Annotated in this window: 22 protein-coding genes; 18 read left to right on the top strand and 4 right to left on the bottom strand. The window is 72.9% G+C overall.

All coding sequences use genetic code 11. From position 1 onward, the window contains the following. Positions 1–16 precede the first annotated feature (16 nt). The 3 genes from ACQEVG_RS12815 to rpe form a co-directional block, all read right to left on the bottom strand. On the bottom strand, positions 17–1,459 hold the full coding sequence (locus ACQEVG_RS12815; RefSeq protein ID WP_432981604.1) for a GuaB1 family IMP dehydrogenase-related protein: 1,443 nt from the start codon (positions 1,457–1,459) through the stop codon (positions 17–19). A gap of 226 nt (positions 1,460–1,685) precedes the next feature. Beyond that, on the bottom strand, positions 1,686–2,720 hold the full coding sequence (locus tag ACQEVG_RS12810; protein ID WP_432981601.1) for a sugar-binding transcriptional regulator: 1,035 nt from the start codon (positions 2,718–2,720) through the stop codon (positions 1,686–1,688). Positions 2,721–2,795: 75 nt separating this feature from the next. Next, entirely contained in the window at positions 2,796–3,482 is a 687-nt protein-coding gene (rpe, locus tag ACQEVG_RS12805; RefSeq protein ID WP_432981598.1) for a ribulose-phosphate 3-epimerase, read from the bottom strand. A gap of 394 nt (positions 3,483–3,876) precedes the next feature. On the opposite strand from rpe, the gene ACQEVG_RS12800 reads away from it, so the two are divergent. After that, entirely contained in the window at positions 3,877–5,103 is a 1,227-nt protein-coding gene (locus ACQEVG_RS12800) for a branched-chain amino acid ABC transporter substrate-binding protein (protein WP_432981595.1), read from the top strand. A 148-nt stretch (positions 5,104–5,251) separates the two neighbouring features. On the opposite strand, the gene ACQEVG_RS12795 is transcribed toward ACQEVG_RS12800, so the two are convergent. Further along, positions 5,252–5,950, bottom strand: coding sequence for an alpha/beta fold hydrolase (locus tag ACQEVG_RS12795; protein WP_432981592.1), 699 nt, complete (start codon positions 5,948–5,950; stop codon positions 5,252–5,254). 281 nt (positions 5,951–6,231) lie between these two features. Between ACQEVG_RS12795 and ACQEVG_RS12790 the strand changes: the two genes are divergently transcribed. The 17 genes from ACQEVG_RS12790 to ACQEVG_RS12710 all read left to right on the top strand — a co-directional run bounded on the left by ACQEVG_RS12790 (position 6,232) and on the right by ACQEVG_RS12710 (position 26,997). Beyond that, positions 6,232–7,014: a LuxR C-terminal-related transcriptional regulator gene (locus ACQEVG_RS12790; RefSeq protein ID WP_432981589.1), complete on the top strand. Its 783-nt coding sequence runs from the start codon at positions 6,232–6,234 to the stop codon at positions 7,012–7,014. Between the two features lie 33 nt (positions 7,015–7,047). After that, positions 7,048–8,991: an ATP-binding protein gene (locus tag ACQEVG_RS12785; RefSeq protein WP_432981586.1), complete on the top strand. Its 1,944-nt coding sequence runs from the start codon at positions 7,048–7,050 to the stop codon at positions 8,989–8,991. Continuing rightward, positions 8,988–11,723 carry an eCIS core domain-containing protein gene (locus ACQEVG_RS12780; RefSeq protein ID WP_432981583.1) on the top strand — a complete coding sequence of 912 codons (2,736 nt, stop codon included), beginning with the start codon at positions 8,988–8,990 and terminating at the stop codon, positions 11,721–11,723. The genes ACQEVG_RS12785 and ACQEVG_RS12780 overlap by 4 nt, the downstream gene beginning before the upstream one ends. Then, positions 11,720–12,634, top strand: coding sequence for a Pvc16 family protein (locus ACQEVG_RS12775; protein WP_432981580.1), 915 nt, complete (start codon positions 11,720–11,722; stop codon positions 12,632–12,634). The genes ACQEVG_RS12780 and ACQEVG_RS12775 overlap by 4 nt, the downstream gene beginning before the upstream one ends. A gap of 43 nt (positions 12,635–12,677) precedes the next feature. Then, positions 12,678–14,627, top strand: coding sequence for a phage tail sheath family protein (locus tag ACQEVG_RS12770; RefSeq protein WP_432981577.1), 1,950 nt, complete (start codon positions 12,678–12,680; stop codon positions 14,625–14,627). 54 nt (positions 14,628–14,681) lie between these two features. Continuing rightward, complete coding sequence (locus ACQEVG_RS12765) at positions 14,682–15,119, top strand: phage tail protein (protein WP_432981574.1); 438 nt, start codon at positions 14,682–14,684, stop codon at positions 15,117–15,119. Position 15,120: 1 nt separating this feature from the next. After that, positions 15,121–15,525 carry a hypothetical protein gene (locus ACQEVG_RS12760; RefSeq protein ID WP_432981571.1) on the top strand — a complete coding sequence of 135 codons (405 nt, stop codon included), beginning with the start codon at positions 15,121–15,123 and terminating at the stop codon, positions 15,523–15,525. Continuing rightward, positions 15,522–15,665 carry a DUF6760 family protein gene (locus ACQEVG_RS12755; protein WP_432981568.1) on the top strand — a complete coding sequence of 48 codons (144 nt, stop codon included), beginning with the start codon at positions 15,522–15,524 and terminating at the stop codon, positions 15,663–15,665. Before ACQEVG_RS12760 ends, ACQEVG_RS12755 begins: the two co-directional genes overlap by 4 nt. Positions 15,666–15,680: 15 nt before the next feature. Further along, positions 15,681–16,457, top strand: coding sequence for a hypothetical protein (locus ACQEVG_RS12750; protein ID WP_432981565.1), 777 nt, complete (start codon positions 15,681–15,683; stop codon positions 16,455–16,457). Next, on the top strand, positions 16,454–17,152 hold the full coding sequence (locus ACQEVG_RS12745) for a peptigoglycan-binding protein LysM (RefSeq protein ID WP_432981562.1): 699 nt from the start codon (positions 16,454–16,456) through the stop codon (positions 17,150–17,152). The genes ACQEVG_RS12750 and ACQEVG_RS12745 overlap by 4 nt, the downstream gene beginning before the upstream one ends. Continuing rightward, a complete protein-coding gene (locus ACQEVG_RS12740; RefSeq protein ID WP_432981559.1) occupies positions 17,149–18,375 on the top strand; it encodes a phage late control D family protein in 1,227 nt (408 codons plus the stop codon). The genes ACQEVG_RS12745 and ACQEVG_RS12740 overlap by 4 nt, the downstream gene beginning before the upstream one ends. A gap of 12 nt (positions 18,376–18,387) precedes the next feature. Next, a complete protein-coding gene (locus ACQEVG_RS12735; protein ID WP_432981556.1) occupies positions 18,388–19,044 on the top strand; it encodes a phage baseplate assembly protein V in 657 nt (218 codons plus the stop codon). A 93-nt stretch (positions 19,045–19,137) separates the two neighbouring features. After that, complete coding sequence (locus tag ACQEVG_RS12730) at positions 19,138–19,416, top strand: PAAR domain-containing protein (protein WP_432981553.1); 279 nt, start codon at positions 19,138–19,140, stop codon at positions 19,414–19,416. Between the two features lies 1 nt (position 19,417). After that, positions 19,418–19,861, top strand: a complete 444-nt coding sequence (locus ACQEVG_RS12725; protein WP_432981550.1) for a GPW/gp25 family protein — start codon at positions 19,418–19,420, stop codon at positions 19,859–19,861. Further along, complete coding sequence (locus ACQEVG_RS12720; RefSeq protein WP_432981547.1) at positions 19,858–24,198, top strand: baseplate J/gp47 family protein; 4,341 nt, start codon at positions 19,858–19,860, stop codon at positions 24,196–24,198. Before ACQEVG_RS12725 ends, ACQEVG_RS12720 begins: the two co-directional genes overlap by 4 nt. 1 nt (position 24,199) lies before the next feature. Next, complete coding sequence (locus ACQEVG_RS12715; protein ID WP_432981544.1) at positions 24,200–26,245, top strand: baseplate J/gp47 family protein; 2,046 nt, start codon at positions 24,200–24,202, stop codon at positions 26,243–26,245. Beyond that, the gene (locus ACQEVG_RS12710) at positions 26,242–26,997 is read left to right on the top strand and encodes a hypothetical protein (protein WP_432981541.1); all 756 of its coding nucleotides are present in this window, start codon (positions 26,242–26,244) and stop codon (positions 26,995–26,997) included. The genes ACQEVG_RS12715 and ACQEVG_RS12710 overlap by 4 nt, the downstream gene beginning before the upstream one ends.

Below are 26,997 nucleotides of genomic sequence, written 5' to 3'. Positions count from 1 at the left end.
CCCCCCAGGTCCTGACCTAGTTCCAGCTGGCGTGCAGCGGCTTGCCCTCGGCGTAGCCGGCGGCGCTCTGGATGCCGACGATCGCCTTCTCGGCGAACTCCTCGAGAGAACCGGCGCCCGCATAGGTGCAGGAGGAGCGGACGCCCGCGATGATCGAGTCGATCAGGTCCTCGACGCCGGGACGGGCCGGGTCGAGGTACATGCGCGAGGTGGAGATGCCCTCCTCGAACAGCCCCTTGCGGGCTCGGTCGTACGCCGACTCCTCGCTCGTACGGTTCTTGACGGCGCGGGCCGACGCCATGCCGAACGACTCCTTGTACAGCCGGCCGTCGGCGTCCTGGTGCAGGTCACCCGGCGACTCGTACGTGCCCGCGAACCAGGAGCCGACCATGACGTTCGACGCACCGGCGGCGAGCGCCATGGCGACGTCACGCGGGTGGCGCACACCTCCGTCGGCCCAGACGTGCTTGCCGTACTTCTTCGCCTCGGCGGCGCACTCCAGCACGGCCGAGAACTGCGGGCGGCCCACGCCCGTCATCATGCGGGTGGTGCACATGGCACCGGGTCCCACACCGACCTTGATGATGTCCGCGCCGGCCTCGACGAGGTCGCGCACACCCTCGGCGGCGACGATGTTGCCCGCGACGACCGGCACCTGCGGGTCGAGCCCGCGGACCGCCTTGATCGCGCTGATCATCGACTCCTGGTGACCGTGCGCCGTGTCGACGACGAGGGTGTCGACACCGGCGTCGAGGAGCTGCTTGGCCTTGCCCGCCACATCGCCGTTGATTCCGACGGCGGCGGCGATGCGAAGCCGGCCCCGGTCGTCGACCGCGGGGCTGTAGAGGGTCGCGCGCAGCGCGCCCTTGCGGGTGAGGATGCCGGCGAGGCGGCCGTCCTTGTCCACGGCGGGGGCGTAGCGGCGGTTCGCGCCGTCGAGCTTGTTGAAGGCGTCGCGCGGGTCGATGTCCGCGTCGAGCAGCAGCAGGTCCTTCGACATGATCTCGGACAGCTGGGTGAAGCGGTCGACCCCGGACAGGTCGGCGTCGGTGACGACGCCGATCGGCCGCTGGTCGGCATCGACGACGACGCCCGCGTCGTGCGCCCGCTTCGGCAGCAGGAAGAGCGCGTCGGCGACGGTCTGGGTGGGCGCCAGCACGATGGGGGTGTCGAGCACCAGATGGCGCGTCTTCACCCAGGAGATGACATCGGTGACGACCTCGATCGGGATGTCCTGCGGGATGACGACGAGGCCACCGCGGCGGGCGAGCGTCTCGGCCATCCGACGGCCCGCGATGGCGGTCATGTTCGCTACGACCAGCGGGATGGTGGTACCGGTGCCGTCGGGCGAGGAGAGGTCCACGCCCTGGCGGGAGCCGACGGCGGAGCGGCTCGGCACCATGAATACGTCGTCATACGTGAGGTCGTACGGCGGCTTCAGGTCATTGAGGAAACGCACGTGCTGAACATCCCAGTCGATCGGAGTTGGCCCCCGGGCATTTCAGCCGGGGAAATCGCACGTACTTCATTCTCCCATGCCGGTATGAATGCGAGGCCCGGGAGAAAGCTCCAGCGCATGGGCGTGCCGTCGAGCAGATCCTCCAAAGAACCCGCCCCCGTGGCCGGGCTCACCGTCGACATCCGTCCCGCCCCGGCGTGGCCCGCCCGGGCCGGGACGGCCGCGCTCAGTCGTCCGGGTCGGCCCGGTCCAGGGCCGGCCGCGGGCCCGGCCGCGCCACAAGCAGCGCGTCCGCGGCCGCCGTGTCCGTCACCAGGCTGGTGACAAGACCGGAGCGCAGTACGGCCGCGATCGCCTCCGCCTTGCGCTGGCCGCCCGCGATCGCCACCACCTCGGGGATACGGCGCAGCCGGTCCGCCTCCACCGTGATGCACCGCTCGCCCAGGTCCCGCCCCACCCGCCGCCCCTCCGTGTCGAAGAGGTGCGCGGACATCTCGGCGGCGACGCCGAGCGAGGCGTAGTGCGCGCGCTCCTCGTCGGTGAGCATGTCGTGCACGGTCGAGATGCCCGGCTCCCAGGAGCCGATGGAGACGCAGGCGACCGTGACCTTGTCGAAGTACTCGAAGGCGCGTGCGATCCCGGTCTGGTTGCGCAGCGCCGCCGCGGTGGCCGGGTCGGGCAGCAGCATGGGCGCATAGATCGGGTGGGCCTCGCCGCCGGAGACCTGGGCGGCCCGGCGCACGGCCTCGACCGAGCCGCGCTCCGCGGTCCCGGCGTCGTACACACCCGTGAGCTGGACGACCGTGCACGGCGGCAGCCGGTCGAGCGCTGCGGCCATGTGGATGGTGGACCGGCCCCAGGCCAGCCCCAGCACATCCCCCTCGTTGACCAGCTCGCCCAGCAGATCGGCGGCCACCTCGCCGAGGTTCTCGGGGTCGGGCGACTCGTCGGCGCCCTCCGCCGGAGACTCGACGACGACGGCGTGCCGCAGTCCGTAGCGGGCGCGGAGCGCGTCGGAGCGCTCGGCGTCCAGCTCTGCGGGAACACGGATCTCGATCCGTACGAGATCACGCTCGAGCGCCGTCTCCAGGACCCGCGCGACCTTGAAGCGGCTTACGCCGAACTCCTCCGCGATCTGGATCTTGGATTTGCCCTCGAGATAGAAGCGGCGAGCCATGGCCGCCGCCTGCACCAGCTCCGCGGGTCCCATCCGCATGGCTGACCGGCCCGTCGACACCGCGATCTCCTCACTGCTGTACACACTCCGGATCCGTCATCCTGTCAGATCCGACGGTTCTTGATCAGCCCTGATGGGCTGAGTTCACTTGCTTGTGGCTCAGTGGTGGCAAGCCCAGGCCGCCGAGGCAATCACCTGCTCCGCCTTCGTACGCAGCGAGCGCACCGCCTGCGCCGGGTCCTGTGCTCCGTAGACCGCCGAGCCGGCGACGAACACATCCGCGCCCGCCTCCGCGCACCGCTCGATGGTCGACTCCGAGACGCCGCCGTCGACCTGGAGCCACAGCTCGAGGCCGTGCTTGGCGATGAGCTCCCTGGTACGGCGGATCTTCGGCAGCATGATGTCGAGAAATGCCTGGCCGCCGAAGCCCGGCTCCACAGTCATGATCAGCAGCATGTCGAGCTCGGGGAGCAGGTCCTCGTACGGCTCGATGGGCGTGGCGGGCTTGAGCGCCATCGAGGCACGGGCGCCCTTGGCCCGGATCTCGCGCGCCAGACGCACGGGCGCGGCCGCGGCCTCGACATGGAAGGTGACGGAGCCGGCCCCCGCTTCGACGTACTGCGGGGCCCATCGATCGGGGTCATCGATCATCAGATGGCAGTCCAGCGGCGTGTCCGTCGCCCTGCTGAGCGATTCCACGATCGGCACGCCCAGGGTGAGGTTGGGCACGAAGTGGTTGTCCATGACATCGACATGGAGCCAGTCGGCGCCTTCGACTGCCTTCGCCTCATCCGCCAGTCGGGAGAAGTCGGCGGAGAGGATGCTGGGACTGATCTGTACGGCCATGGGCCAAGCCTGCCATGTTCCGGGGCTCTTCCCCTCCCCGGTACAGCCTCCGGTACGGACCTGAGGCTCCCCGGATCAGCACAGTCCGCGCAATCCCGGCGTTTCGGCCCTCCGCGACGGGCATGGGGCCTCGTCGCCGGAGCCGGACGGGGCCGGACAGGGCCGCCGTACCCGCCCGACGGTCACTGACACGCGCCCGGCCGCATGGTCACCGCGGATCCGGCCTGATGAAGGGAAGTCCTCCGCCTGAGCGGCGCCATAACAAGAGAATCACATCGGTTCGTCCCCTCTGCTCGCGTCGGTGGACGCCATCTAGAGTCACGCCAGCCGACGCGCCAGAGGACCGATCTTCGGTCCCAGCGCGGTCAGCGCCTCGAAGGGGAAAGGACCGATCGTGCGCAACCGTTCTCTCATAGCTGTCACCGCCGCGCTCGCCGCCGGAGCACTCTCGCTCACGGCGTGCGGCTCCCGTGACACAGGCAAGGCCAACGACGCCTCCGGCGACGGCTCCACGGTCGTCACCATCGGTTTCGACGCGCCGTTGACCGGGGAGCTCTCCGCTCTCGGCCTCGGCATGAAGAACTCGGTCGACCTCGCCGTCAAGCAGGCCAACAAGAACAACGAGGTGCCGGGCGTCACCTTCAAGGTCCAGGCCCTGGACGACCAGGCACAGCCCTCCTCGGGCCAGCAGAACGCCACCAAGCTCGTCGCCGACAAGAGCGTCCTTGGAGTCGTCGGCCCGCTGAACTCCTCCGTGGCCCAGTCCATGCAGAAGGTCTTCGACGCCGCCCAGGTGGCCGAGGTCTCGGTGAACACCAACCCCGCCCTCACCCAGGGCGACAAGTGGGACACAGGCAATAAGGCCCGGCCGTTCAAGACGTACTTCCGGACCGCGACCACGGACGCCATCCAGGGCCCGTTCGCCGCCGAGTACCTGTACAACACGGCCAAGAAGAAGAAGGTCTTCGTCGTCGACGACAAGAAGACCTACGGCGCCGGCCTGGCCGCGACCTTCTCCGCCCACTTCAAGAAGCTCGGCGGCACGGTCGTGGGCACCGATCACGTCAACCCGGAGGCCAAGGACTTCGGCTCCGTGGCCACAGAGATCAAGAACTCGGGAGCGGACGTCGTCTACTACGGCGGTGAGTACCCGGTGGCCGGCCCGCTCAGCGCGCAGGTCAAGAAGTCGGGAGCCACGATCCCGCTCATCGGTGGCGACGCGATCTACAGCGACGAGTACCTCAAGCTCACCGGCGCCCGCGGCGACGGCGACCTGGCCACGTCCGTCGGCGCGCCCGTCGAGGGCCTGCCCTCCGCCAAGAAGTTCATCGAGGACTACAAGGCGGCCGGGTACAAGGAGGCGTACGGAGCCTACGGCGGCTTCTCCTACGACTCGGCCTGGGCGATCATCCAGGCGGTGAAGGTCGTGGCCAAGGACGGCAAGCTGCCCTCCGACGCCCGCGCCAAGGTCACCGAGGCCCTGCAGAAGGTCTCCTTCGACGGAGTCATGGGCAAGGTCTCCTTCGACGAGTACGGCGACGCCACCAACAAGCAGCTCACCGTCTACAAGGTCACGGGCGGTGCGTGGAAGCCGGAGACCACCGGCACGTTCGGAGGCTGACCGACGCGCTACGAGGCCGGGCTTCTCCCTTCCGTACGGAGGGACAGCCCGGCCTCTTTGTACGGAAGGACAGCCCGGCCTCGTACGGAGGGACAGCCCAGCCTCGCCGCTGCTCCGCTCTTGCCGCGCACGGCGCGCTCGGACTGCGTCACTCCCGGGCCGCGTCCAGCAAGATCCGCGCCAGTTCGCCAGGTTGCGAGAACATCGGCCAGTGGCCGGTGTCCATCTCGACGAGCCGCCAGTGCTCGCTGGTCAGCAGCTTGGCCACGTCGTCGCTCGGCTCCGCGCCGTCGAGCAGGCACTTGATGTACGTCGCCGGAAGCCCACCGAGTGGCCGCGCCAGCACGGCAGGCTCGGCCAGAGAGGCACCCGGGTGCGGCGTCGAGCCGCCCACGAATCGTGCGATCTGCTCGTCGGTGAGGCCCTGGCCGTCGCAGTCGGCCGCGGTGAGCGGTGCCCAGAATCCACCGTTCCCGGCGATCGAGGCCTCCAGCTTGGCCGGCCCCTCCCACCAGCCGGAGACGAACGACCCGCCGTCGGTCGGAACACTGGAGTCGACGAAGACCACGCGGGCCAGCCGGTCGCCGATCCGCTCGGCGGCCTGACCGACCGGGATGCCCGAGTAGCTGTGCCCGACCAGGACGACGTCGCGCAGATCCTGGCGTTCGACCTCGTCAACGATGTCCTGGACGTGGGTCTGCTGCCCGGCCGGCACGCCCTGTTTGTCAGCGAGGCCGGACAGCGTCAACGGGTGCGCGCCGTGGCCGGCCGCACGCAGCTGCGGCACCACCTCGTCCCACGCCCACGATCCGAGCCACGCGCCTGCAACGAGTACGAATTCCGTCATGGCGGCAACGTAGCGGAGCAGTCTGACAACCGCTCGGCCCGTCCCGCCATGGCTCATCATCGGGCAAATCCGGGATTTTTGGCAATATATGACAGATCCGAAACCACCTGACAGCCACGATACTTGCCGCATAACCTGACAGAGCATCAGTCGGGGGTGACCTCCCCGATCATGTCTTACGCGTGCCCGCTCCGTGTAAGGGGGAGACGGATGAACGAGGACCGCTGTTCCGCCCCGAGGCGCGTCCATGCCGACCCACTGACCCATGAGGCGGGTACGGCATGATCGATCTCATGCTCATCCTGCCGGTACGCGCCTACCGGGACGCCCTCGTCGCGGTCCTGGAGGCCGAGGCCGGGCTGCGCCTGGTCGGGCAGGCGTCCACCGCGGCGGAGGCCCTGGCCCGGCTGACCCCCCGCCAGCCGACCGTGGCCCTGCTCGACTTCGGTATAGCCGAAGTGCTTCCCCTGCTCTGCGCCCTGCGTCGCGCCGCTCCCGCCACCCACCTCGTCGGCATCGGGATCGGTCACGGCCGGCATCACGCCGAGGCGGTCGTCCGGGCTGCCGAGGCCGGGGTGGCCGGGTTCGTGGACGCCGATCAGCCGCTGCCCGACGTGGTCGCCGCGATCCGGCTGGCCGTACGCGGGGAGTCGTCCTGCAGCCCGCGGATCGCCGCTCTGCTGCTGCAGGCGATGCGCCGCCGCCCGGCGCCGCCGGTGATGTCGGCCGGCCCCCCCACGTCCGGGCCGACGCCACTTCCACCGGGCACGGCCGCCGCGCAGTTGACGCCCCGCGAGCGGGTGGTCGCCGAGCTGGCGGCCCGTGGGCTGACGAACCGGCAGATCTCCAGCCACCTCGTGGTCGGCGAGTCGACGGTGAAGACACACATCCATGCCATCCTCCGCAAGCTCCAACTGCGACGGCGGGAGGAGATCGTCTTCAGCTCCGACCTGGGTCCGGCCCTCGGTACGGCGGGACCGGACCCGCTCTCATCCGGTGGAGGTGGGGTGGAGACCGCCCCTCCATCCGATCCTCCACCTCCGCTCACCAGCCCCGGGGGATAGGCCGGTCGGGCCGTCCACCGGCACTGTCGAGGGGTGGCAGAGACGACACAGCTCGACCTCGACCCGCTGGCTCGCTGGTGCGGCGGCGTCCTGGACCGCGGCCTGGACGAGGCCGCCGGGTGGTCGGCGGACACGATGCCTCCGCTGCCCGGCCACCTCGCGGCCCCCCTGCTCCGGCACGGGTTCGACGCCTTCGACCTGACCGTGGTGGCGCTGGCGCTCGCCCCCGACCTCGACCCGGTCCTCGCCCTGGCCGTCTCCGCGCTGACCGGCTCCCCCGGGCCCCGGCGCCCGACGCTGTCCGTCGTCGCGGACCTCGTGGGTGCCACCGGGGCCGAGCGCGCCGCCGTCGCCGCCCGGCTCGGCCAGTGCGGGCCCCTGGCCCAGGTGGGCCTCGTCCACGTCGCGCCGCCGACCGACCACCCCGTCGTCAGCGAACCGCCGTGGGGTCCCTCGATGCAGAGCACCCTCGTCGGCAGCACCGCCCTGCTGCGGTGGACGTTCGGGGTGACACGGCTCGAACCCTCGACGTACCCGGCCGTCCGGGACGACCTCACCGCGCCGAGCACCCCCGCCGACAGCGCGGCGGCGGACGCGCTCATCGAGCGCCTGCGCGGGCCCGGACCCACCCTGACCACATTGCTGAGCGAGCGCCGGGCCGACGCGCTGGGCCTCGCCCTGCACGCCGCGGCGCGCTGCCGTCGTCCAGTCCTCACCGTCGCGGCGGCGGCGCTGGTGGAATTCCCCGCGGCCGCCCGGGTGGCCGCGGAAGCCCTGCTGCGGGAGGCCGTGGTGATCGTCACGGGCGACGCCCTGTCGGTGCCACCGGCGCGGTGGGAGACCCTGTCGTCGGTCGTCGTCGTGGGGCCGGTGCCGGTCGTGGACGACATCAGCCGGGACATCGTCTCCCTCGACGTCCGCGCGGCGTCGGGGGTGTCCGGGGGGCTCCACCTCGTGGACCAGCTGCGCTGCCGGGGGTTGAGCGTGGCCGCGACGGAGGCCGACCGGATGGGCCGCTGGGAGCACCTCGATCCGCAGGACGTCGGGCAGCTGGCCAGGACGATCGCGACGCGCTGCCGCTCACGCGCCCCCGCCGACCGGATCCCCGCGGTCACCGCGGACGACGTCACCACGGCCTCCCTGGGTGTCGTCGGGCGGGAACTGGCCGCGCTCGCCACGCCGCTCACCACCGCCCGCGACTGGTCCGAGCTGGTGCTGCCGAAGCCGTTGCGGACCCAACTGACCGAGCTGGTCGGGCAGGCGGCCAGTCGTTCGCACGTACTCGACGGGATCGGCTTCGCCGAACTGCCCGGCCAGCCAAGGGGCTTGACGGCGGTGTTCGCCGGCCCGAGCGGCACCGGGAAGACCCTGGCGGCGCGCCTCGTCGCGGGTGACCTCGGTCTGCCCCTGTTCCGGGTCGATCTGGCCCGTACCGTCTCGAAGTACATCGGGGAGACCGAGCGCAACCTCGATCTGATCTTCTCGGCCGCGGAACAGTCCGACGCCATACTCCTCTTCGACGAGGCCGAGTCCCTGTTCGGCAAGCGCAGCGAGGTGCAGGACGCCCGCGACCGCTACGCGAACCTGGAGATCGCCTTCCTCCTCCAGCGGATGGAGAGTTACGAGGGCGTCGCCCTGCTCGCCACGAACCTCCTCGGCCACCTTGACGAGGCGTTCGCCCGGCGCCTGTCGTTCTGCCTGCACTTCCCGTTCCCCGACGCGGCCCTGCGGGCCCGGATCTGGCGCGCTGTCTGGCCGGAGCGTGCCGTGCTCGCCGACGACGTCGACCTCGACGCGCTCGCGTACCGGCACCCGCTCGCCGGGGGCCACATCCGCAACATCGCCGTCGCCGCCGCGCACCTCGCCTGGGCCGCCGGAGGGCCGATCGACGCCGAATGTCTCGCCCGCGCCGTCGAGCGCGAGTACGAGAAGCTCGGCCTCGTTCCCGAACCTCGCAGCGCGGTGGAGAGCACATGACCACCGCCCCCGAGCACACCACCCGGGACGGCCGCCCGCCGGCACTGCTCGCCCTGCTGCGGAACGAGGGGCGTCGGCTGGACGCGGACGTGCGCGGCACCATGGAACGCTCGCTCGGTGCCCCGTTCGGCGACGTCGTGGTCCATGCGGGACCGGCGAGCGCGGCCGCCGCCGACCAGGCCCAGGCCGCGGCGTTCACCGTCGGGCGGCACGTCGTCATCGGCTCCGGCGGGTACGACCCGGACAGCCCGCGTGGCCGGATGCTTCTGGCGCACGAACTCGCGCACGTCGTCCAGCAGCGGCGCGGCGGAGGCGACCTCGATCTCGGTGAGGCGCTGCCCGGACCGGCGCTGCCCCGGCACGCCCACGGCCACGCCGAGGGGGCGGCGCGGACGGCCGCGGCGCAGAGCGCCCTCGGCATGGCGGCGCCCGTCTCCGGCGCCGCCGCGGTCGGGGTGGCCCGCCAGGACAAGGAGGAGGAGAAGGACTGGAAGTCCGCACTGTGGGCGAAGGCCAAGGAGAAGATCCGGGACAAGACCAAGGAAACCCTGGGTGTGGTCGAGGGCGTGGCCCTCGAGGCCGGGCAGATCGTGGACACCGTCGCCTGGGTGCCGTACGCGGCTCAGGCCGCCGTCGACAAGGCGATCGACACCGCAGGCACCCAGCTCGGTGCCTCGAAGGAAACGCTGACGGCCATCAAGGAGGCGGTGCCGGGGGCGCCTGCGCTCAACGCCATCAAGGCGAAGGCAGTGGCCAACGGCATGGTCGACCCCGTCACCGGCACGCCGATGGTCACCGGCAAGATCACGGAGGGCTTCGACGCGGCGGAGAAGGTGCTGGACGAGCACGTGTTCCGCGGCGTGAAGAAGGAGGAGGGCTTCTTCACCTACCGCGAAGTGGGTCAGCTGAAGGGGGCGATCGGGGCCCAGGTGGCGCTCAGCTTCGTCGGCGTGGAGGAGGTCCAGCTGGCCCTCAAAGCGGTCAGCGGGATCGGCGCCTTCAAGGCGATCGTCGACGCCGTCCAGCACAACGTCGACGGTTTCGCCTCCGACCGCCGCTTCTGGACGGCCGTGGCCGGGGCCCTCCTGCATGTCGTCGGGCTGCGATCGGCGTCCTCCGGGAAGAAGCTGCTCACCGTCGTCGTCGACGTCGGCATGACCGCACTCTCCGGCGCCTCCGAACTGGCCCAGCTGCGCGAGGACTACCTCAAGCCGGAGAGCGAGGAACGCGACAAGGCCCTGCGCAAGGACATCCAGGCGCTCATCCGCCTGGTCGCCGGAGCCGTACAGCAGGCGCTCAGTCACCACAGGTCCCTCAAGCAGGCCGGCGCGAAGGCGGATGCCGAGGGATCCGCCCCTCCCGCACGCGGCGGCGACGCGCCCGCGCCGGACCCCGCGACCACGACGAAGCCGGTGTCCCCCGCCGCGACCGGGGAGCCCCCGCCCGTCCCGGCGCCGCCGAAGACGGCGGGCACCGAGCCGCCCGCCGTGACCGGCGGCGTACCGCCCGCGCCGACCGCGGGGGCAGAACCGCATCCCGCTGCCGCGGGTGCGGGGACCGCGCCGGGAGCCGGCGCGAAAGCCGTGAAGAACCAGCTTGCGGAGGCCATCAGTTCCACGAAGGGTCTTCCCGAACAGAGCCCTGCCCCGTCCGCCGTACCTCAGGCGAAGACCGTGGCGGGGACGGGCCCCAAGCCCGCTGGTGCGAACGTGGAGCCGGTGTCGGCGCACAAGCCGAGTCCGTCGGCCACCGGTCAGAAGCCCCGGGCCAAGAGCGTCAAGGAGGCGCAGCTGTCCACCAAGGCCGCCCGTAAGCGGCTTGAGGCAGCGGTCGAGCGGAAGCGCGCCACCGACGAGGGAGTTGTCGACGCCAAGCGGGGCGTCGCCGACGCGCACAAGGAACTCGACGTCGCCCGCAAGGCGGCGGTCACAGCTGCCGGCGTCCACGCCGAGGCACCGAAGGGTGCCCGCCAGGAGCCGCGCAAGGCGTCCACCCGGGCCAAGGAACGGGTCAGGGACGCCGAAAAAGCCCTCAAGGCAGCCGAGAAGACACTGGCCAAGGCCCGCGCGGAGGCCAAGGACGCGACGGACCGTAATCGAGCGGCGAAGAGGAGGTTCCGTGTGCGCAATCAGGAGCTGGGGGACGCGCTCGCCGCGAAGGCGGCCCGGAGCGCCAAGGCCGCTGAGGCCGCGAAGGAGGCCGACAAGCCACGCCTTGGCCCGAACGACGTGTACGACCCGAAGAAGTTCCGCCGCCCCGACCTGCGCTCCTTCAAGGGAGTGACGCCGGCCCCCTTCGAAATCATCGGCGCGGACGGCCTGCGGAAAAACCCGGAGTCCAGAGTGACGGTCTTTCACGATCCCCTGGGATCACATGTCGCGCCCGTCAAGGGAGCGACCCCGCAGGAGCGGGGGCATGACCTGGAGCGCGCGGGACGGGACGATCTCACCGGCGGGAGCAAGATCCGGGTGAGCCACAACGCAGGCGACAAGACCAGGCACGGTGACATCGGGTCCTACGAAGTCAAGAACAAGGAATCCCTCTCGTCGGACGACCTGGACCAGCTCTGGCGCGACCTGAACAACCCTGCTCGCGGCCACTCGGCCTTGATCATCACACCGCGGTTGCACCCCGGTGACGACGTACTGCTGGCCAGGGTGGCGGCGATCTTCGAGAAGGTCACCGGAATCCGTCCCCACATCTCCGTGCGGGAACTGGAGCCGCCGAAATGATCGACGGAGCCGACCTCGTCCTGGGCCAGACGCTCGTGACCGCGCTGCCGCAGCTCGCCACGCGCATCGGGTTCCAGCCGCCCGACGACCTGTGGCGTCAGCGCGTGGGCGCGGGCACGGGTGTGTGGCTCAACTGTGCGCTCGTGGACCTCCGTGAGGACCGGCACCGGCGTTCCACGGGGATCCGGGTGGAGCGCGACCCGGTGCGCCGCGAGCGGCCCCCGTTACTGCTGCGCTGCCACTACCTGCTCAGCGCCTGGAACAGCGCCAAGGACTCCGCCGCGGTCGCTGCCACCGTCGCCGAGCACGCCCTCCTCGGGCAGGTCGTCGCCACGCTCGTCGAACGCGGCGCACTCACGCCCGCCGACGTCCTCACCCCGCCGGAACTCGCCACGCTCCCCACGGCGTGGCAGGAGGCCGCCCTCGACACCGACCTCCTGCCCCCGGAGGGCTTCCCGAAGATCGCCGAGTTCTGGGGGACGATGGGGCGCGCCGTCCCCTGGCGCCCTGCCGTCTGGCTCGTCGTCACCGTGCCGGTCGTGCTCGCGCCGGTGCCGGTCGACGGCGTGGTCACCACCCTGCTCACCTCAGTCGACCAAGGGGGCCCGGGCACCGCCCCCTCCCCCGCCCGGCAGACCCTCGCCGCGGTGGGCGGGCGGGTCATGGACGCCGGCGGTCCGCACGCGGGCAACCCCGTACCCGTACCCGAGGCCCTGGTCACGCTCACCGACCCGGGCGGGCGGCTGCGCGCCCGGGCGTTCAGCGGAGCCGACGGCGCGTTCGTCCTCGACAGCGTCCCGCCAGGTGACTACCTCGTCACGGCACGCGCGGCCGGCCACGCCGCCCTACCCCCCGTAGCAGTCGTGGTCCCCGCTTCCACCACCGAGCTCCTCCAACTGCAGTTCACCTGAAGCGGCTCAGGCCGCACCCCAGCCGCACCGAAGGGAAGCACGCATGGCGATCCAGGTCTCCTACCCCGGGGTCTACATCGAGGAGTACGCCCCCGCGGCGCCGATCGAGGGCGTTTCCACCAGCGTCGCGGCGTTCATTGGTATCGCCGAGAAGGGGCCGTCGAGCATTCCCACGCTCGTGACCAGCCTCGACACATTCACCGAGACGTTCGGCGGACCGGTCGGCGGCGCGACGCCCTACTACCTGCCGCTGGCGGTCGCCGGGTTCTTCCGCAACGGCGGCACCACCGCGTATGTGACGAGGATCAGCTCGGGTGCGGCGGCCAAGGCCGACCTCAAGGCCCGGGATACGGCGGCGGCGACGCTCGCCTCGGTCACCGCGATCGCGGACGGCACGGCGGGCGAGGGGGGTTCGGTCAGGGTCACGGACTCCAGCGCGTTGGCCGACGCCCTCGCGGCGGCGGGTGGCGGGGCCGGTGTGCCACTGCACCGCGCCGCGCCGGAGGTGATCACCGCCATCGACCCGACGGGGCGCCAGGCGTCCGTGGCGGACTCGAGCGGCTTCACCGCGGGGGACAGAGCCCTTCTGCTGAAGGGCACGGAGGAGGACACGGTCGAGGTGGCCGGGGTCGATCCCGGCGTCGTTCGGTTCACGACCCCGGTCGATCGGGACTTCGTGAACGGCAACATCACCACCGCCGCCCCCGACGTGGGTGACACCGTGCTGCGGCTGGACGTGCCCGCGGCGGTGAGCCTGCGCGCGGTGGTACCCGTCGGGTCGGTCGTCGTCCTGGCCGACGCGACTCGCAGTGAATGGGGCACCGTGGCTGCGGTGGGGGCCGACTCCGTCACTCTGGCCAAGCCCCTCACCGGAAAGCTCGAACTGGCCACGGCGACCCTGGCGACCGCCGAGTTCGAGCTGGCAATCACCGACCCGCAGCGGGTGACCCGTACGTACCGCGGCCTGTCGACGTCGCCCATCCACCCCCGCTGGTGGGGCAGCGCGGTGACCGATCCCTACGCGCGCGTCATCCGCGCCGACGGCGTCTTCCCCGCCGGCGACCCCCGGCCCGCGGCCGGTACGTTCTCGGTCGCCGGGTCCACTCAGGACGACCCGGCCACCTCGTGGGGCGAGGTCGCCGGCGGGATCGAGGATCACCTCCGGCTCCTCGAACCGATCGACGAGATCAGCATTGTCGCGGTGCCCGGCTGCACGGACATCACCGCCCAACAGGCCGTCGTCGCACACTGCGAGCGGATGTTCGACCGCTTCGCCGTCCTTGACGCCGCGCTGGGCAGCGATCTCATCACCGTGCGGACCCAGCGTGCGGCCCTCACCGGCAGTCTCGACAAGGGCTTCGCCGCGCTCTACCACCCCTGGATCACGATCCAGGACCCGGCCCGCAACCAGGTCGTCCCGCACCCCCCGTCCGGCCATGTCGTCGGCGTCTACGCCAAGACCGACCAGACCCGCGGAGTGCACAAGGCACCCGCCAATGTCGGCATCAACGGAGCCGTCGGCGTCGAGCGGCGCCTCACGGACGCCGACCAGGGGCTGATCAACCTGGACGGCGTGAACGCGATCCGGGTGCTGCCCGGGCGCGGCCAGCCCGTCGTCTGGGGGGCCCGCACCACCGCCGGGGACCGCAACTGGCAGTACGTCAACATCCGCCGGCTCTTCCTGTTCCTCGAGGAGTCCATCCAGGAGGGCCTGCGCGGCGCGGTTTTCGAGCCGAACGACCTCGGCCTGTGGGAGCGGCTCAAGCGGACCCTCACCGAGTTCCTCACCCGGGTATGGCGGGACGGCGCGCTCTTCGGGGCCACCGCCAAGGACGCCTTCTTCGTACGGATCGACGAGAACCTCAACCCGCCGTCGACGCGCAAGCTCGGCCGGCTGTTCGTCGAGATCGGGGTCCAGCCGGTCTATCCGGCCGAGTTCATCGTCGTCCGGATCGGCATCTGGGACGGAGGGGCGGAGGTCGCCGAGTCCTGAGCACCAACCCCGCATGCCCTCACGGCCGCCCGCCCACACGACAAGGAGAACACCATGGCCACCGGCGACGTCCCCGATCCCTTTGTGAACTTCAACTACCTGGTCGAGATCGACAACATCGCGCGCGGCGCCTTCCACGAGGTGAGCGGCCTCGACTCGACCGTCGACGTGGTCGAACACCGCGAGGGCGGCGCAAACACCACTCCCCGCAAACTGGCCGGGCAGACCAAGCACGCGAACATCGTCCTGCGTTGGGGCATGACGATCGACAACCAGCTCTGGGACTGGCACAAGACCGTTGTGGACGGCACGATCGACCGCCGCAACGGCTCGGTCATCCTCCTCGACCGCCGCGGCCAGGAGGTGGCCCGGTGGAACTTCGTCCGCGCCTGGCCGACCAAGTACACCGCGCCCTCGCTCAGCGCCGAGGCCAGCGACGTGGCCATCGAGAGCATCGAGCTCGTCCACGAGGGCCTGGAGCGGGTGAGCTGACATGATCCAGGTCGAGCACGAGTTCCTCCTGCCGATCGGGCTGCTCGGTGACGACGGCGCGCTGCACCGGGAGGGCACGATGCGGCTCGCGACAGCCGCGGACGAGATCCTCCCCCTCCAGGACCCCCGGGTCCAGCGCAACCCGGCCTATCTCACCGTCATCCTCCTCAGCCGCGTCGTCACCCGGCTCGACGGCGTCGAGCGGATCACCCCCAGGACCATCGAGTCCCTCTTCGCCGCCGACCTCGCCCACCTGCAGGACCTCTACAACCGCGTCAACGACGTCAGCGACGCCGAAGACCAGGGCGACCGGGCCGCCACCACGCCGTGCCCCTCCTGCGGCGAGGCGGTCACCCACGGCCATGAGCGCCTGGGGGGACCCGTGCCTATCCCGTCGGCCAGTTGAGGGGAGAGATCGCCTTTCTCGCCTACCACCTGCACTGGCCACTCGCCGAACTGATGAGCCTGCCGCACCGAGAGCGGCGGGCCTGGGTCGGCGAGGTGTCCTCGATCAACGCCACGCTCAACGCGGTCCAAGGAGCATGACGCAAGGAGCATGAGATGTCCCCGACCCCTCCGCCCGGCCGTCACGACGCCGCCGACCGCTTCGCGCGCTTCGCGGCGGCCGTCCGTGCGCGGACCGACCGGATGCAGGGCACGCGCGCGGCGTGGCGGCCCGGCCGCCACCACGCCCGCCGGTACACCGGCCCGCGTACGGTCGACCGGGTCCTGCGCCGGCCGATCCGGACCGCGCCGCACCACCACTGGCACCGTGCGCCGGGGGCACCCTGGGACCTGCGCCTCACCCTGCTGACCGCTCCGTCGGCCGGGGCGCCGCCGTCGCGGAACGCGTGGCGACCGGCGGCCGCCCGCGACGGCGACCGGGCAGCCGCCGCCCGTTCCGGTACGCCCGCCCGGCCCTGGCCGCTCCGCCTCGGCCCCGTACACCGGCCGACGGCACGGACGGTACGACGGGAAACCGTGCTTCGGCGGGTGACGGCCACCGGGGTCCCGGCCACGGTGCCCGCGCCCGGTGCGATGCCGCTGCGACGGCCGCAGGCGGGCGGACCGACTCCGGCGCCGCTGGTACACCGGCGGCCCACCCCGCCCGGTCCCGGCCCAGGGGCCGACCGGGTGCCGACCGCGACCGCTGCCTCCCACCACCCGGTCGCGCCCGGCGCGGCGGGCCCGGCGCGCGGACCGTTCGACCAGCCCCCGCTGGGCAGGACCGCCCCGGCGCTGACCGCCACGGACATGCCGGTCGTGGTCGACCACGTCGTCCGCGAGATCGACCGCCGCCTGGTCGCGGCCCGAGAACGCAAGGGGTGGTTCGCGTGAGCGGGCTCGCGCGCGCCAGCCTGACGAACACCGTCACTGGCCGGCGAACGGAGGTGCAGTTCAACCCGGAGGAGTACACCCTCAACCGGGAGACGAGCTTCGCCCAGCTCGCGGTGCCGGGGCTGTCGGCGCCGGTGGTGCAGTTCCTCCACGGCAACGCGCAGACGCTCGACATGGAACTGCTCGTCGACACCACCGAGGCCGGCCCCGCGGGACCGCCCGGCAGCGACGTCCGGCGACTCGTCCACGACGTCACCGCGCTCATGGACATCGACCCGACCCTCCATGCGCCTCCGCCCGTGATCTTCACCTGGGGGCAGCTGACCTTCACCTGCGTCGTCACCAAGGCCGCCCAGCGGTACGTGCTCTTCCGGGCTGACGGCACCCCGCTGCGGGCCCGGGTGACCGTCACGCTCAGCGAGTACCGCAACGTCGATCTCGAGGCGAAGGAGATCAAGCGACAGACCGTCGACTACACAAAGGTCCACGTGGTCACCGAAGGCGACAGCCTGCACCTCATCGCGCACCGCGAGTACGCCGACCCCACCGCGTGGCGGCCGATCGCGCTCCACAACGGCATCACAGACCCGCGTCGCCTCACCGTCGGCGCGAACCTGTCGATCCCCCGGCTGCCCTACACCGACCCCGCGACGGGCGTTGTGCACACGGCGCGACCGGCCAAGGAGGCGGCATGACCATCGCCCCGGGCTATGCACCCGAGCTGCGGCTGCTGCTCGCCGGGCGTCCGGTACCGGCAGCGCTGCGCGGCTCGGTCACGTCGGTGAGCGCCACCTGCGGGTTCGGGGACGCCGACCGGCTGGAAGTGGCGCTCGCCAACGAGGCGTTGCGCTGGCTCGACCACGACCTGCTGCGCCTCGACACCCCGGTCGAGCTGTGGCTGGGCTACGCCCCCGCGGAACCGGCCCGGGTCTTCGCCGGGGAGGTCGTCGGCAACCAGGCCGCGTTCCCCGGCACCGGGATGCCGACGCTCACCGTCGTGGCGCAGGACCGCCGTACCCGGTTGGCCGCCGCGTCACCGTCGCGCTGGTTCGGCGTGCCGATCCCGCACTTCGGGGTGATGCCGCTGCCCGACGTGGCCGTCGCACCCGTCCTCGCCCTCGAACACGGCCTGCTGCCCGTCATCGATCCGCTCGGTGCGCTGCTCGCCGCGGCGCTGGGCGCGGTCGAGGCGATGGCCTCGGTCGACGACCCGACGCTGCGCCAGCGCGTCGTACGCAAGCAAGCGGGCGCCACCTCGCTCGACTTCCTCAAGCAGATCGCCGCCGAGAACGCGTGGGAGATCGTCATCGACCACGCGGCCGACCCGGCCGGGCTCGTCCTGTCGCTGATGTCCCCCGCCGCCCACCTCGCCCCCGACGTGACCCTGCGCTACGGGCACTCGCTCATCGACTTCACCCCGCGGCTGAGCACGGTCGGCCAGGTCGCGTCCATCTCGGCCCGGGTCTGGCAGCCCTCGATCCGGCTCAAACTCACCATCTCCGTCGGCTACGACTGGGACCGCCAGGCGCTGGACATCTCGGTGACACCGGGCTTCGGCCTGCCGGTCGGCGGCAAGGCCAAGCAGGTCTTGCTGCTGGACGAGCCGATCTCGCCCGCGAACGCGGCCCGGGTCGTCCTAGGCAAGCTGCTCCCCAAGCTCAACCGGCGCCTCACCGCGAGCGGGACCTGCGTCGGGGACGCACGGATCCGCGCCGGACACGTACTGCGCGTCGAAGGTGTGGGCGAGACCTACGGCGGGCTGTGGCGCGTCACCTCCGTCACGCAGACCATCGACGCCGGCGGGTGGCGTACGTCGTTCGAGGCACGCAAGGAGATCTGGTTCGGGTCCATCCCCGGGCCGTCACAGGGTGCCGTCCGGGTGCAGGGTGGCCTGCTGTCGCTACCGGCCGGTGGATGAGAGGAGGAGCGGATGGGACTGCTGGACTCGTGGGGTGACACCCGGCACGACGTGCCGGAGACCGACAGCCGCCGGCGGGGCGTGGTGCGCGCCGAGGTCATCGACAACCTGGATCTGATGGGCACGGGGCGGGTGCAGTTGAAGTTCCCGACCATCCCGGACATCGAGCCCTGGGCCGCCGTGTGTGCCCCCTTCGCGGGAAACGGCTACGGCCTGTGGTGCATGCCCCAGGTCGGCGACATCGTCATCGTCGCCTTCGAGAACGGCGACCTGGACTGGCCCGTCGTCGTCGGCAGCGTCTGGGACTCGCGCAACCGTCCGCCGACCACTCTGCCCATCGACGCGGTCAGCAAGAGGGTGCTCAAGACTCCCGGCGGTCACGAACTCGTCCTCGACGACCTCGAAGCGAAGATCACCATCGCCCACCTCGCCGGGCACAGCGTGACCATCGACGCGACCGGCATCACCCTCGAACTCACCGGCGGCGCCGGCTCGTTGAAGCTCGCGCTGCCCGGCAACGCCACCCTCAGCGGCAAGGTCTCCGCGACGGTCAGCGGCGCGCGGACGTCGGTCGGAGCCGACACGGCGCTGGAGCTGCGCGGCGCCACCGCCAGCCTTCAGGCGTCGGCGACCTGCCAGGTCAAGGGGGGCCTGGTGACGATCAACTGATGCCGGACAGAGCAGAAAGAACCGAAAGTCCCGAAAGACCGGAACAGCGAAACACCGAACACCGGAACATCCGCACAGGAGAGGAGCGGTGCCTTGCCACCAGCAGCCCGCGTCGGTGATCCCACCGCCCACCCCGGAAGCGTCACCGGGCCCGGGGTCGCCACAGTGCTCATCGGCGGCATGCCGGCCGCCGTCCTGGGCGACATGCACGCCTGCGCCTTCCCGCCGCCGGCGAGCCACCCGCCCACCCCGTTCACGGTGGGCAGCGGCACGGTGCTCATCAGCGGCCGGCCCGCGCTGCGGCTGGGTGACGTGGCCGGCTGCGGCGCCCCGATCGCATCCGGCGCGCCGACCGTGATCGTGGGGGGCTGAGATGGCGATCGAGGCGGCGGGAACCCCGGACGCCGACCCGTGGGCGGACATCCGGATCCTGGGCCGCGGCTGGCCGGTCCCGGCGGCGGTGTCGCCGGGCGGGGAACTGGCGGAGGTGTCCGGCGCGGAGAAGGTACGCCAGTCGGTCCTGCTGATCCTGGGAACCCGGCGCGGCGAGCGGGTCGCGCGCCCCGACTTCGGCGCGGGGCTGGAGGACTTCCTCTTCGAACCGCTCGGCCCCACGACGGCGGCGCTCGTCAGGCACCGCGTCGAGACCGCGCTGGTGCTGTGGGAACCGCGCATCGACGCCACGGAGGTGGCCGTCGAGGTCGGCGACCGGCGTCGCGGACGGCTCGACATCCGGGTCGAATACCGGATCCGGTCCACGAACACCCACTACAACCTCGTCTACCCGTTCTTCCTCCACGAGGGCGGTCCCGTATGAACCCCGGTCTGCCGCCCGCCCGTCGTCCCGCCGCCGCCGAGCCGCTCCCCCCGGCCTCGGACCTGCTGCTGCGCCGCGACCGTGACGCGCTCCTCGCCCAGCTGCTCGCCGTCCGGACCGCCTGGGCGCCGGACTGGCAACCCTCCGCGGGCGGGCCGGGACACGGGCTCGCCGACATCGTCGCCGGGTTCCTGGAACAGCTCGAACAGCGGCTCGCCCAGGTGCCCGCCCACCGGCTGTCCGTGCTGCTCGACATGCTCGGGGTCTCACTGCTGCCCGCGCAGGGCGCCCGGAGTCACGTACTGCTGACCGCGATCCCGGGGACCCGGGGCGCGCGCGTGCCCGCCGGGACGCGGATCGGCGCGAGCGTTCCCGGGCGGGACGCTCCCGTGGTCTTCGAGACCCAGCAGGACGTCGCCATCTCACCCGCGACCGTGGTCGAGGTGCACAGCGTGGTGCCCGGGGCGGACGCCGAGGACGACCACTCTGCGGACGTACTGGCGCACCGGCCCTTCACCCTGTTCGGCGCCCCGACGGCGGTGGAGCGGGACCTGCACATCGGCCACGACGAGCTGCTGGCCTTCGACGGCCGCGCCGTCGTGGAAGTCGAGCTCGGCGTCGACACCCCGGCGCCCGAGCCGATGCCCCTGGAGTGGTCGTGGTGGGACGGGACCGGCTGGCGCCCGTTCGCCGCGTTCGTCGCCTCGGCCCTTCAGGCCGGTGACGACGACTCCGTCGACGGCACGGCGGGCCTGACCCGGTCCGGGACGGTGCGGCTGGTGGCCCCGTGCGCCGCCTCGGTTCCGCTGGAGCTGGACGGGCGTACGACGCACTGGATCCGCGGTCGGCTCACTGCCCCGCTCGCCATCCCGTCCGGCCATCGGCCGCCCGTCCTGTCCCGGGTGCGGCTGCGCGTCGTCAACGAGCACCGCCGGCTGCGCGCGCACCGGTCGCGTACGGCCGCCGACGGCGCCTCGGTCACACTCTGGTGGGCAGAGCCGCCGGTGCCCGCGAAGCTGCTGCTGCACATCGCCGACGTGACCGCCGGAACCCGCGCGACGGTGCCCCTCACGGGCGGCGCGTCCGTGACGCTGCCCACCGCTGTGACGGGGCACTCCGTACGCGTCGGCGTCAGCCCGGACCCCGCGCGTACGTCCGACCCGACGGTGCCGGTGCCCGCCGACGCCCCGCGGCGGGTGGCGTTCGACAGCGCCGAGGAGCTGACCGCGGCGTTCGCGGCGGAGCCCGGCACGGCCCTCGACCTCACCGTCACCGCGGGCCTCGATCTCGACAAGGCGATCGCCGACCAGCGGGCCGCCGACCTGTCCAGGACGTTCGCGCCACTGGGGCCGGCGCCGGTCCGGGGAACCGCCTTCCTGTTCGCGTGCGCCTCAGCGACCCGCCGCCCCGGCACCCGGGTCACGCTCGTTCTTGACCGGCCGGTGACCGCGGCCGAGGAGGCGGACGGGCTGAGCGGACAGCAGTCGGGCACGTTCCAGGAGGCGAAGAAGCAGATCGACGCTCTCGTCGCCAAACTCCGCAGTGCCGCGACGCCGCTCGCCGCGCTTGCCTCCGCCGCCGGGTCGCTCGGCGCGCCGCTGCCGCCGTTACTGGCCTCGGACCCTGCCGCCTGGTACGCCGACGTCCGAGACCGCGTGCAGCAGGCGCTCGGCCGGCTGCGCACCGCGGCGTCGAGCACGCACGGCGTGTTCGGCCAGGCCGACCAGGCTCGCACCCAGCTGGCGGCGGCAATCGCCGCCGCCGACGCCAAGCCGGGGGCGCGGGACGCCCACACCACGCTCGATCCCACGCCGCGCCTGACCGCGCGGGTGCTCCTCGACCTCGCCGGCGCCACCCAGCCGTTGTCGGCAGGGGCCGGCAATCTGGCCGGTCCCGTCGCGGCGCTGGCCTCGGCCGTCGCGAGCGGCAGCGACGCCGACGTACGCGCGGCCGAGACGACGCTCTCGGCCGCGCTGGCCGCAGTGCTCGCCGCCGCCACGCCGTTCCTGCCCGCCGCAACGCTGCCCGCGTTCTTCGCGGGCGACCCGAACGCCTTTGTCGCCGACGTGAGCGCCCGCTTCGCCACGGCCAGGCAGGCGGTGGACTCCGCCACCGTCGCCATCACGGCGGTGGCCAAGACTCTGGACGAGATGACGCCCGACGTCCTCATCAAGAAGGTCATCGGCACCTCCAGCCCGCAGTTGACGCCCCCCGAGGTCGCCTGGGAGTACCACGACGGCCGACGCTGGCGCCCCCTGGGCGCCGAGGGTGACCCCCAGGTGCTCGCCCTGCGGGCGTCCGGGTCGGTGCGCTTCACGGTGCCCGACGACATCGCGGCCGTGGACGTCGACGGCGACCAACGCCGGTGGCTGCGGACCAGGCTCGCCGCCGGCAGCTTCTCGCACCTGCGGCTCGTCAGCTGGACCGACAAGTCCGGCGTGCTCAACTTCCTGCCCGTGGTCGAGCCCCGCGCACCACTGCTCGACCGGGTCCAGGTCTTCTACACGCACCGGTCGGCGCCGGCCGACCCCGGAGCCGTCGTCGCCCAGGACGACCACACCTGGCGTGACCTCACCTCCGAGGTGACATGGCCCGCGCCGGGGGCGGCACCGTTCCAGCCGATGCCCGAGACCGGTCCGACGCTCTACCTCGGCCTGGACGGTGAACTGCCCGCCGACCGCGTCGGTATCTGGCTGCGGCCGACGGACCCCTCGCCGTGGTCCACCCCGCACCGTCCGGCCTGGGAGGGGTACGACGGCCGCGAATGGGTCCGCCTCGCGACGGACGACGGCACCGACGGGTTACGCCGGACCGGTGTCGTCGGTCTCGTCTGGCCCGGCACCTCAGGTGTCCCGGGCGCCACCGTCACCGGTGCTCTGGGCCGTACGGTCACCCTGCTGGGCCGGGGCAGCGCGACGCGCTTCGCCCCCGGGGACCGCCTCGTCCTGGAGGACCCGCAGGGCCAGGAGCCCGTCGTCGTGGCGTCGGTCCGGGACGAGACGGTGACCGCGCGGGCGCCGCTGTCCCGCCCCTTCGCCGGCGGGCAGCTGCGACCGGCGCCGCCGGCCCGGTTCGGGCGGCCGCGCACATGGATCCGGGCGGTCTTCGACCGCACCCTCCCGGCCCCGCGCGTCGGTCTCATCGGCCTCGCCGCCCACGCCGTCGAGGTGGCCCAGGCCGAGCTGGTACGGGACGAGCTCCTCGGGTCCGGCAACGGCTCGCCCCGGCAGGTGCTCGTGTCGCGGCGGTCCCCCGTCGCCGGCGACGCCGAGCTGGAGGTCCGCGAACTCGACGGTGACCGCGCCGACCTGGACGCCGACGTCCTGGCCCGCTCGCTGGCCGCCGACGGCGTCGACCCGGCCCGGGTGCGCGTGGTGCGCGACGCCCGGACGGGCCGGGTCACCGAGGTCTGGGTGCCCTGGACGGCCGTGTCCTCGCTCGGCTCGGCCGGGGCACGGGAGCGCGTCTACGTGGTCGACCATGCCCTGGGGCGCTTCCTGTTCGGCGGCTCCGGCGGCTCTGACGGCTCCGGCAGTGGCTTCGGCGGCCGGGCGCTGCCCGAAGGCCGCGACAACGTACGGCTGCGGTCGTACCGCACCTGCGAGGGGGCGCTCGGCAACGTCGGCGCCGACACGATCACCCAGCTGCTCAGCGCCGCCGGCATCAGCGAGGTCCGCAACCCCGAACCAGCCGTCGGCGGCTCGGACGTCGAGTCCCTCACCGCCGTCCTGCGCCGTGGGCCGGGGATCCTGCGCCACCGCCGCCTGGCGCTCACCGAGGCGGACGTCGAGGCGATCGCCATGGCGGCCGGCCCCGCCGTCGTAAGGTCCCGGGCGGTCGGGGCAGCCGACCGGTGGGGCCGCCCGGCGCCCGGCGCGGTCCGCGTCCTCGTCGTCCCCCGGGACGGCACGCCCCAGCCCCAGCCCGACCCGGCCCTGCTGGCTGCCGTACGCGACGCCGTCGCCGCCGCGTCTCCGGTGGCCGCCGCCGGGCGGGTCACCGTCGAGGGCCCACGGTATGCGCCGGTGGGGGTGTCGGCGACGGTCATCCCCCTGCGCGGCGACGACGCCGGGCCGGTGCGGGAAGGCGCCGTCGCGGCGGTCGAGGAGTTCCTCCACCCGCTGCGGGGCGGACCGGACGGCCTCGGCTGGGAGTTCGGGCGCGGTGCGCACGTGTCGGACGTGGCGCGGCTGCTGGAGTCGTTGCCCGGTGTGGACGCCGTAACGGATCTCGTGCTCACGCGCGATGACGTGCCGGTGGGTACGACGGCGTCGGTCGGTGTCGACCAAGTGCTGTGTGCGGGGCGGGTTGTTGTGCGTGTGGGAGCGGGGAGCTGACATGCCACTGTTTCCACCACTGATCGACACCCTTCGGTGGGCAGACCTGGTACGCGCGGGCCGGGCCCAGCTGCCGCTGGTTGCCCCCGGCTGGACCGACCAGAACCCGAGCGACCCCGGGATCGCCCTGCTGGAGCTGCTGACCTGGCTCGTCGAGGCCGACGGCTACCGCGCCGGTGCCGTCACCGACCGCGAGCGGCACCTCCTCCTCGCCCTCATCGGGGATGCCACCGCACCGGCACGGCCGGCCACCTGCCTGCTGCGGTTCACCGTCGGCCCCCCGGGCCCGGCCCGGATCCCCGCGGGCCTCGTGCTGACAGGGCGGCGGGACGACAGCACGGTGCCGCTGACCCTCCTGGACGACGTCATCGTCTCCGGCGCGGCCATCACGGCGCTGGCCTCCGCGGAGCCCGGCGCGGCAGAGGCGGAGTACCGCTCGGGCGGCACGGACCTGACCGACATGGCGGCGGCCGGGTTGCCGGTGCCACCGTTCGGGCCCGAGCCGTCCGTGGGCTGCGCGTTCCTCGTCGGGCTCGAACCGGCGGACGGCGCCGCCCTGCCGACAGGCACCGAGCTCGACCTGTGGGCGGTCACCGAGCCGGGCACGGGCCCGCCCGAGGCGGCCGCCGCACCGGGGCCGCACCACTCGGCGCGTACCGAGTGGGAGGTCTGGGACGGCGCCGCATGGGTGGCCGTCGGCGCCGCAGGGACACAGGAGGACACCGCCGCCCTGACCCGGAGCGGTCGGGTCCGGCTCACCCTGCCGGTGCCGGCGCCCCGATCGGTGCTCGGTGACCCGGTGGCGGGGGCGCTGGCCGGCAGGTTGTGCTCATGGGTGCGGTGCCGCCTGGTGGCGGGGATCCACGACGCGGGCCCCTCTCTGGCGGCGATCCATGTGAACGCCGGTGCGGCGCTCGCCGCCATGCCGTTCGCGAGCGTGCTGGGTACCGCAGCCGGAGTGCCGGACGAGGCGTTCACGCTGCCGGCGGCCTCCTGCGGGCCCGCGCCCACGCTGGGATGCCTCGATCCGGACGGAACCCGGCACGCCGTCCGTCTCGTCCGCGACCAGGCCGAGGCGGGGCCGCGCGAGCTGGCGGCCCACCTTGAAGACGATGCGGTCACCGTACGGTTCGGGGACGGCCGGACCGGGCGGCTGCTCACGCCGGGCGCACGGGTGACCGCCGCAGGCACCTGGACCACGGCCGCCGGGGTCGGGGAGCTGCGCCCGCCAATGGCCGTCGACATCCCTCAGGAGGACCGGCCGCCAGGCCTGACCGGCGCCGAGTTGCTGACCGGGCTCGAAGCCGGCTCTCCCGCCGAGACGATCGACACGGCCGCCGCGCGCGTCGAGCGCCGGATGTGGGTCCACGACCGGCTCACCGACGCACTGCGCCGCGCCGGTGCGACCAGCCTGGACGAGCTGCCCCTGGAGGCCGTACGCGAACTGGACGTTCCCGAACGCGCGGTGACCGGGCCCGACTTCGAGCGGCTCGCGCTCGCCACCCCGGGCACGCTGCTGCGCCGGGCACGCGCCCTGCCCGAGACCGACGCTCGGCTGCCCGGCCTGGTGGCCGACGGCTGCGTCACCGTCGTCATCGTGCCGCACCTGCCGCCCGAGCGGCCCGAGCCGAGCCCCGGCCTGCTCGCGCGGGTCAGGGCCCGGCTGGAGGCCGCCCGCACACTCGGCACCCAAGTCTTCGTCACCGGCCCGCAGTACGTTTCCGTCGCGGTGTCGGCGCGCCTCGTGCCACTGCCCGACGCCCGGGCGGAGGACGTCGTCGCCGCCGCCTCCGCCGCGGTCGAGCGCTTCCTCCACCCCATCTCCGGCGGGCCGGCGGGCCGCGGCTGGCCCTTCGGCCGCGCCGTCCGCCGTACGGAGCTGCTCCAACTCCTCGACTCGGTACCGGGCGTCGACCACGTCGGGGAACTCACCCTGACCCGCGAACCCGGCACCGGCGACTGCGGCGACATCACCATCTGCCCGTTTCAGCTCGTGCTCGCCGGAACGCTCAACCTCACCACCGTCACCCCGGGGAGGACGACATGACCCACGAGCCCCGGCTCCAATACGTCGACGGCGCTTGGGTGTTGGCCCACGACCTGCGTGACGGGCCGCGGCCGGCGGAGCGCCGGCTCGCGCGGCATCACATCGCCGCGCACCGGACCTGGGGCTGCGCGGCGGGCCTGACGGTGCGCGCCCGGCGTGGCCGGGTCGTCGTCGCCCCGGGCTGCGCGGTGGACAGGTGCGGCCGGTTCGGAGTTCTCCACCGCGAGGTGTCGCAGCCGGTCCCGCGCGGCCAGGAGGTGGTGGTCGTGCTGGCCCTCCGCGCCGGCGGGCCCGCCGCGGACGTGCGTATCCGCCGCCCGGCGGAGGTGCGGGACCTCGACGTGCCGCTGGCGGTCGTCGACGCCGACGGCGGCGTGCGGGACGGGGACGGCGTACGCCGGTGGACCCGGCGGCCGGGGCCGACGCGACAGCTGGGGGGCCTCGTCCCGCGCGGTTCCCCCGTTGACGGGGTGGCGTCGGCCTGGTCGGCCCGGGTGGACCTCGGCGTCCACCGGCTGGACGGCGCCCCGGCGGTGGTCGCCGGGTTCGCCGACCGCCCGTCGGGGGCGGCGACGAGCTCGACGGTGGAGGTCCGGGACGGCGACCGGACCGGCTTCACCCTCGCCGTCCGGCAGTACGTGGCGACCGGCACCGCCCCACCGGCCGCCCGCGTGCACGCGGCCCCGGCCGCCCTCGCCTGGCTGGCCCTGCTGCCCGCCGCACGACCACGATTCACCGATCCGCAGGAGTGA

The organism is Streptomyces sp. CA-135486 (assembly GCF_050936555.1).
Classification (GTDB): domain Bacteria; phylum Actinomycetota; class Actinomycetes; order Streptomycetales; family Streptomycetaceae; genus Streptomyces.
This window is presented reverse-complemented; position numbering and strand designations above follow the sequence as displayed.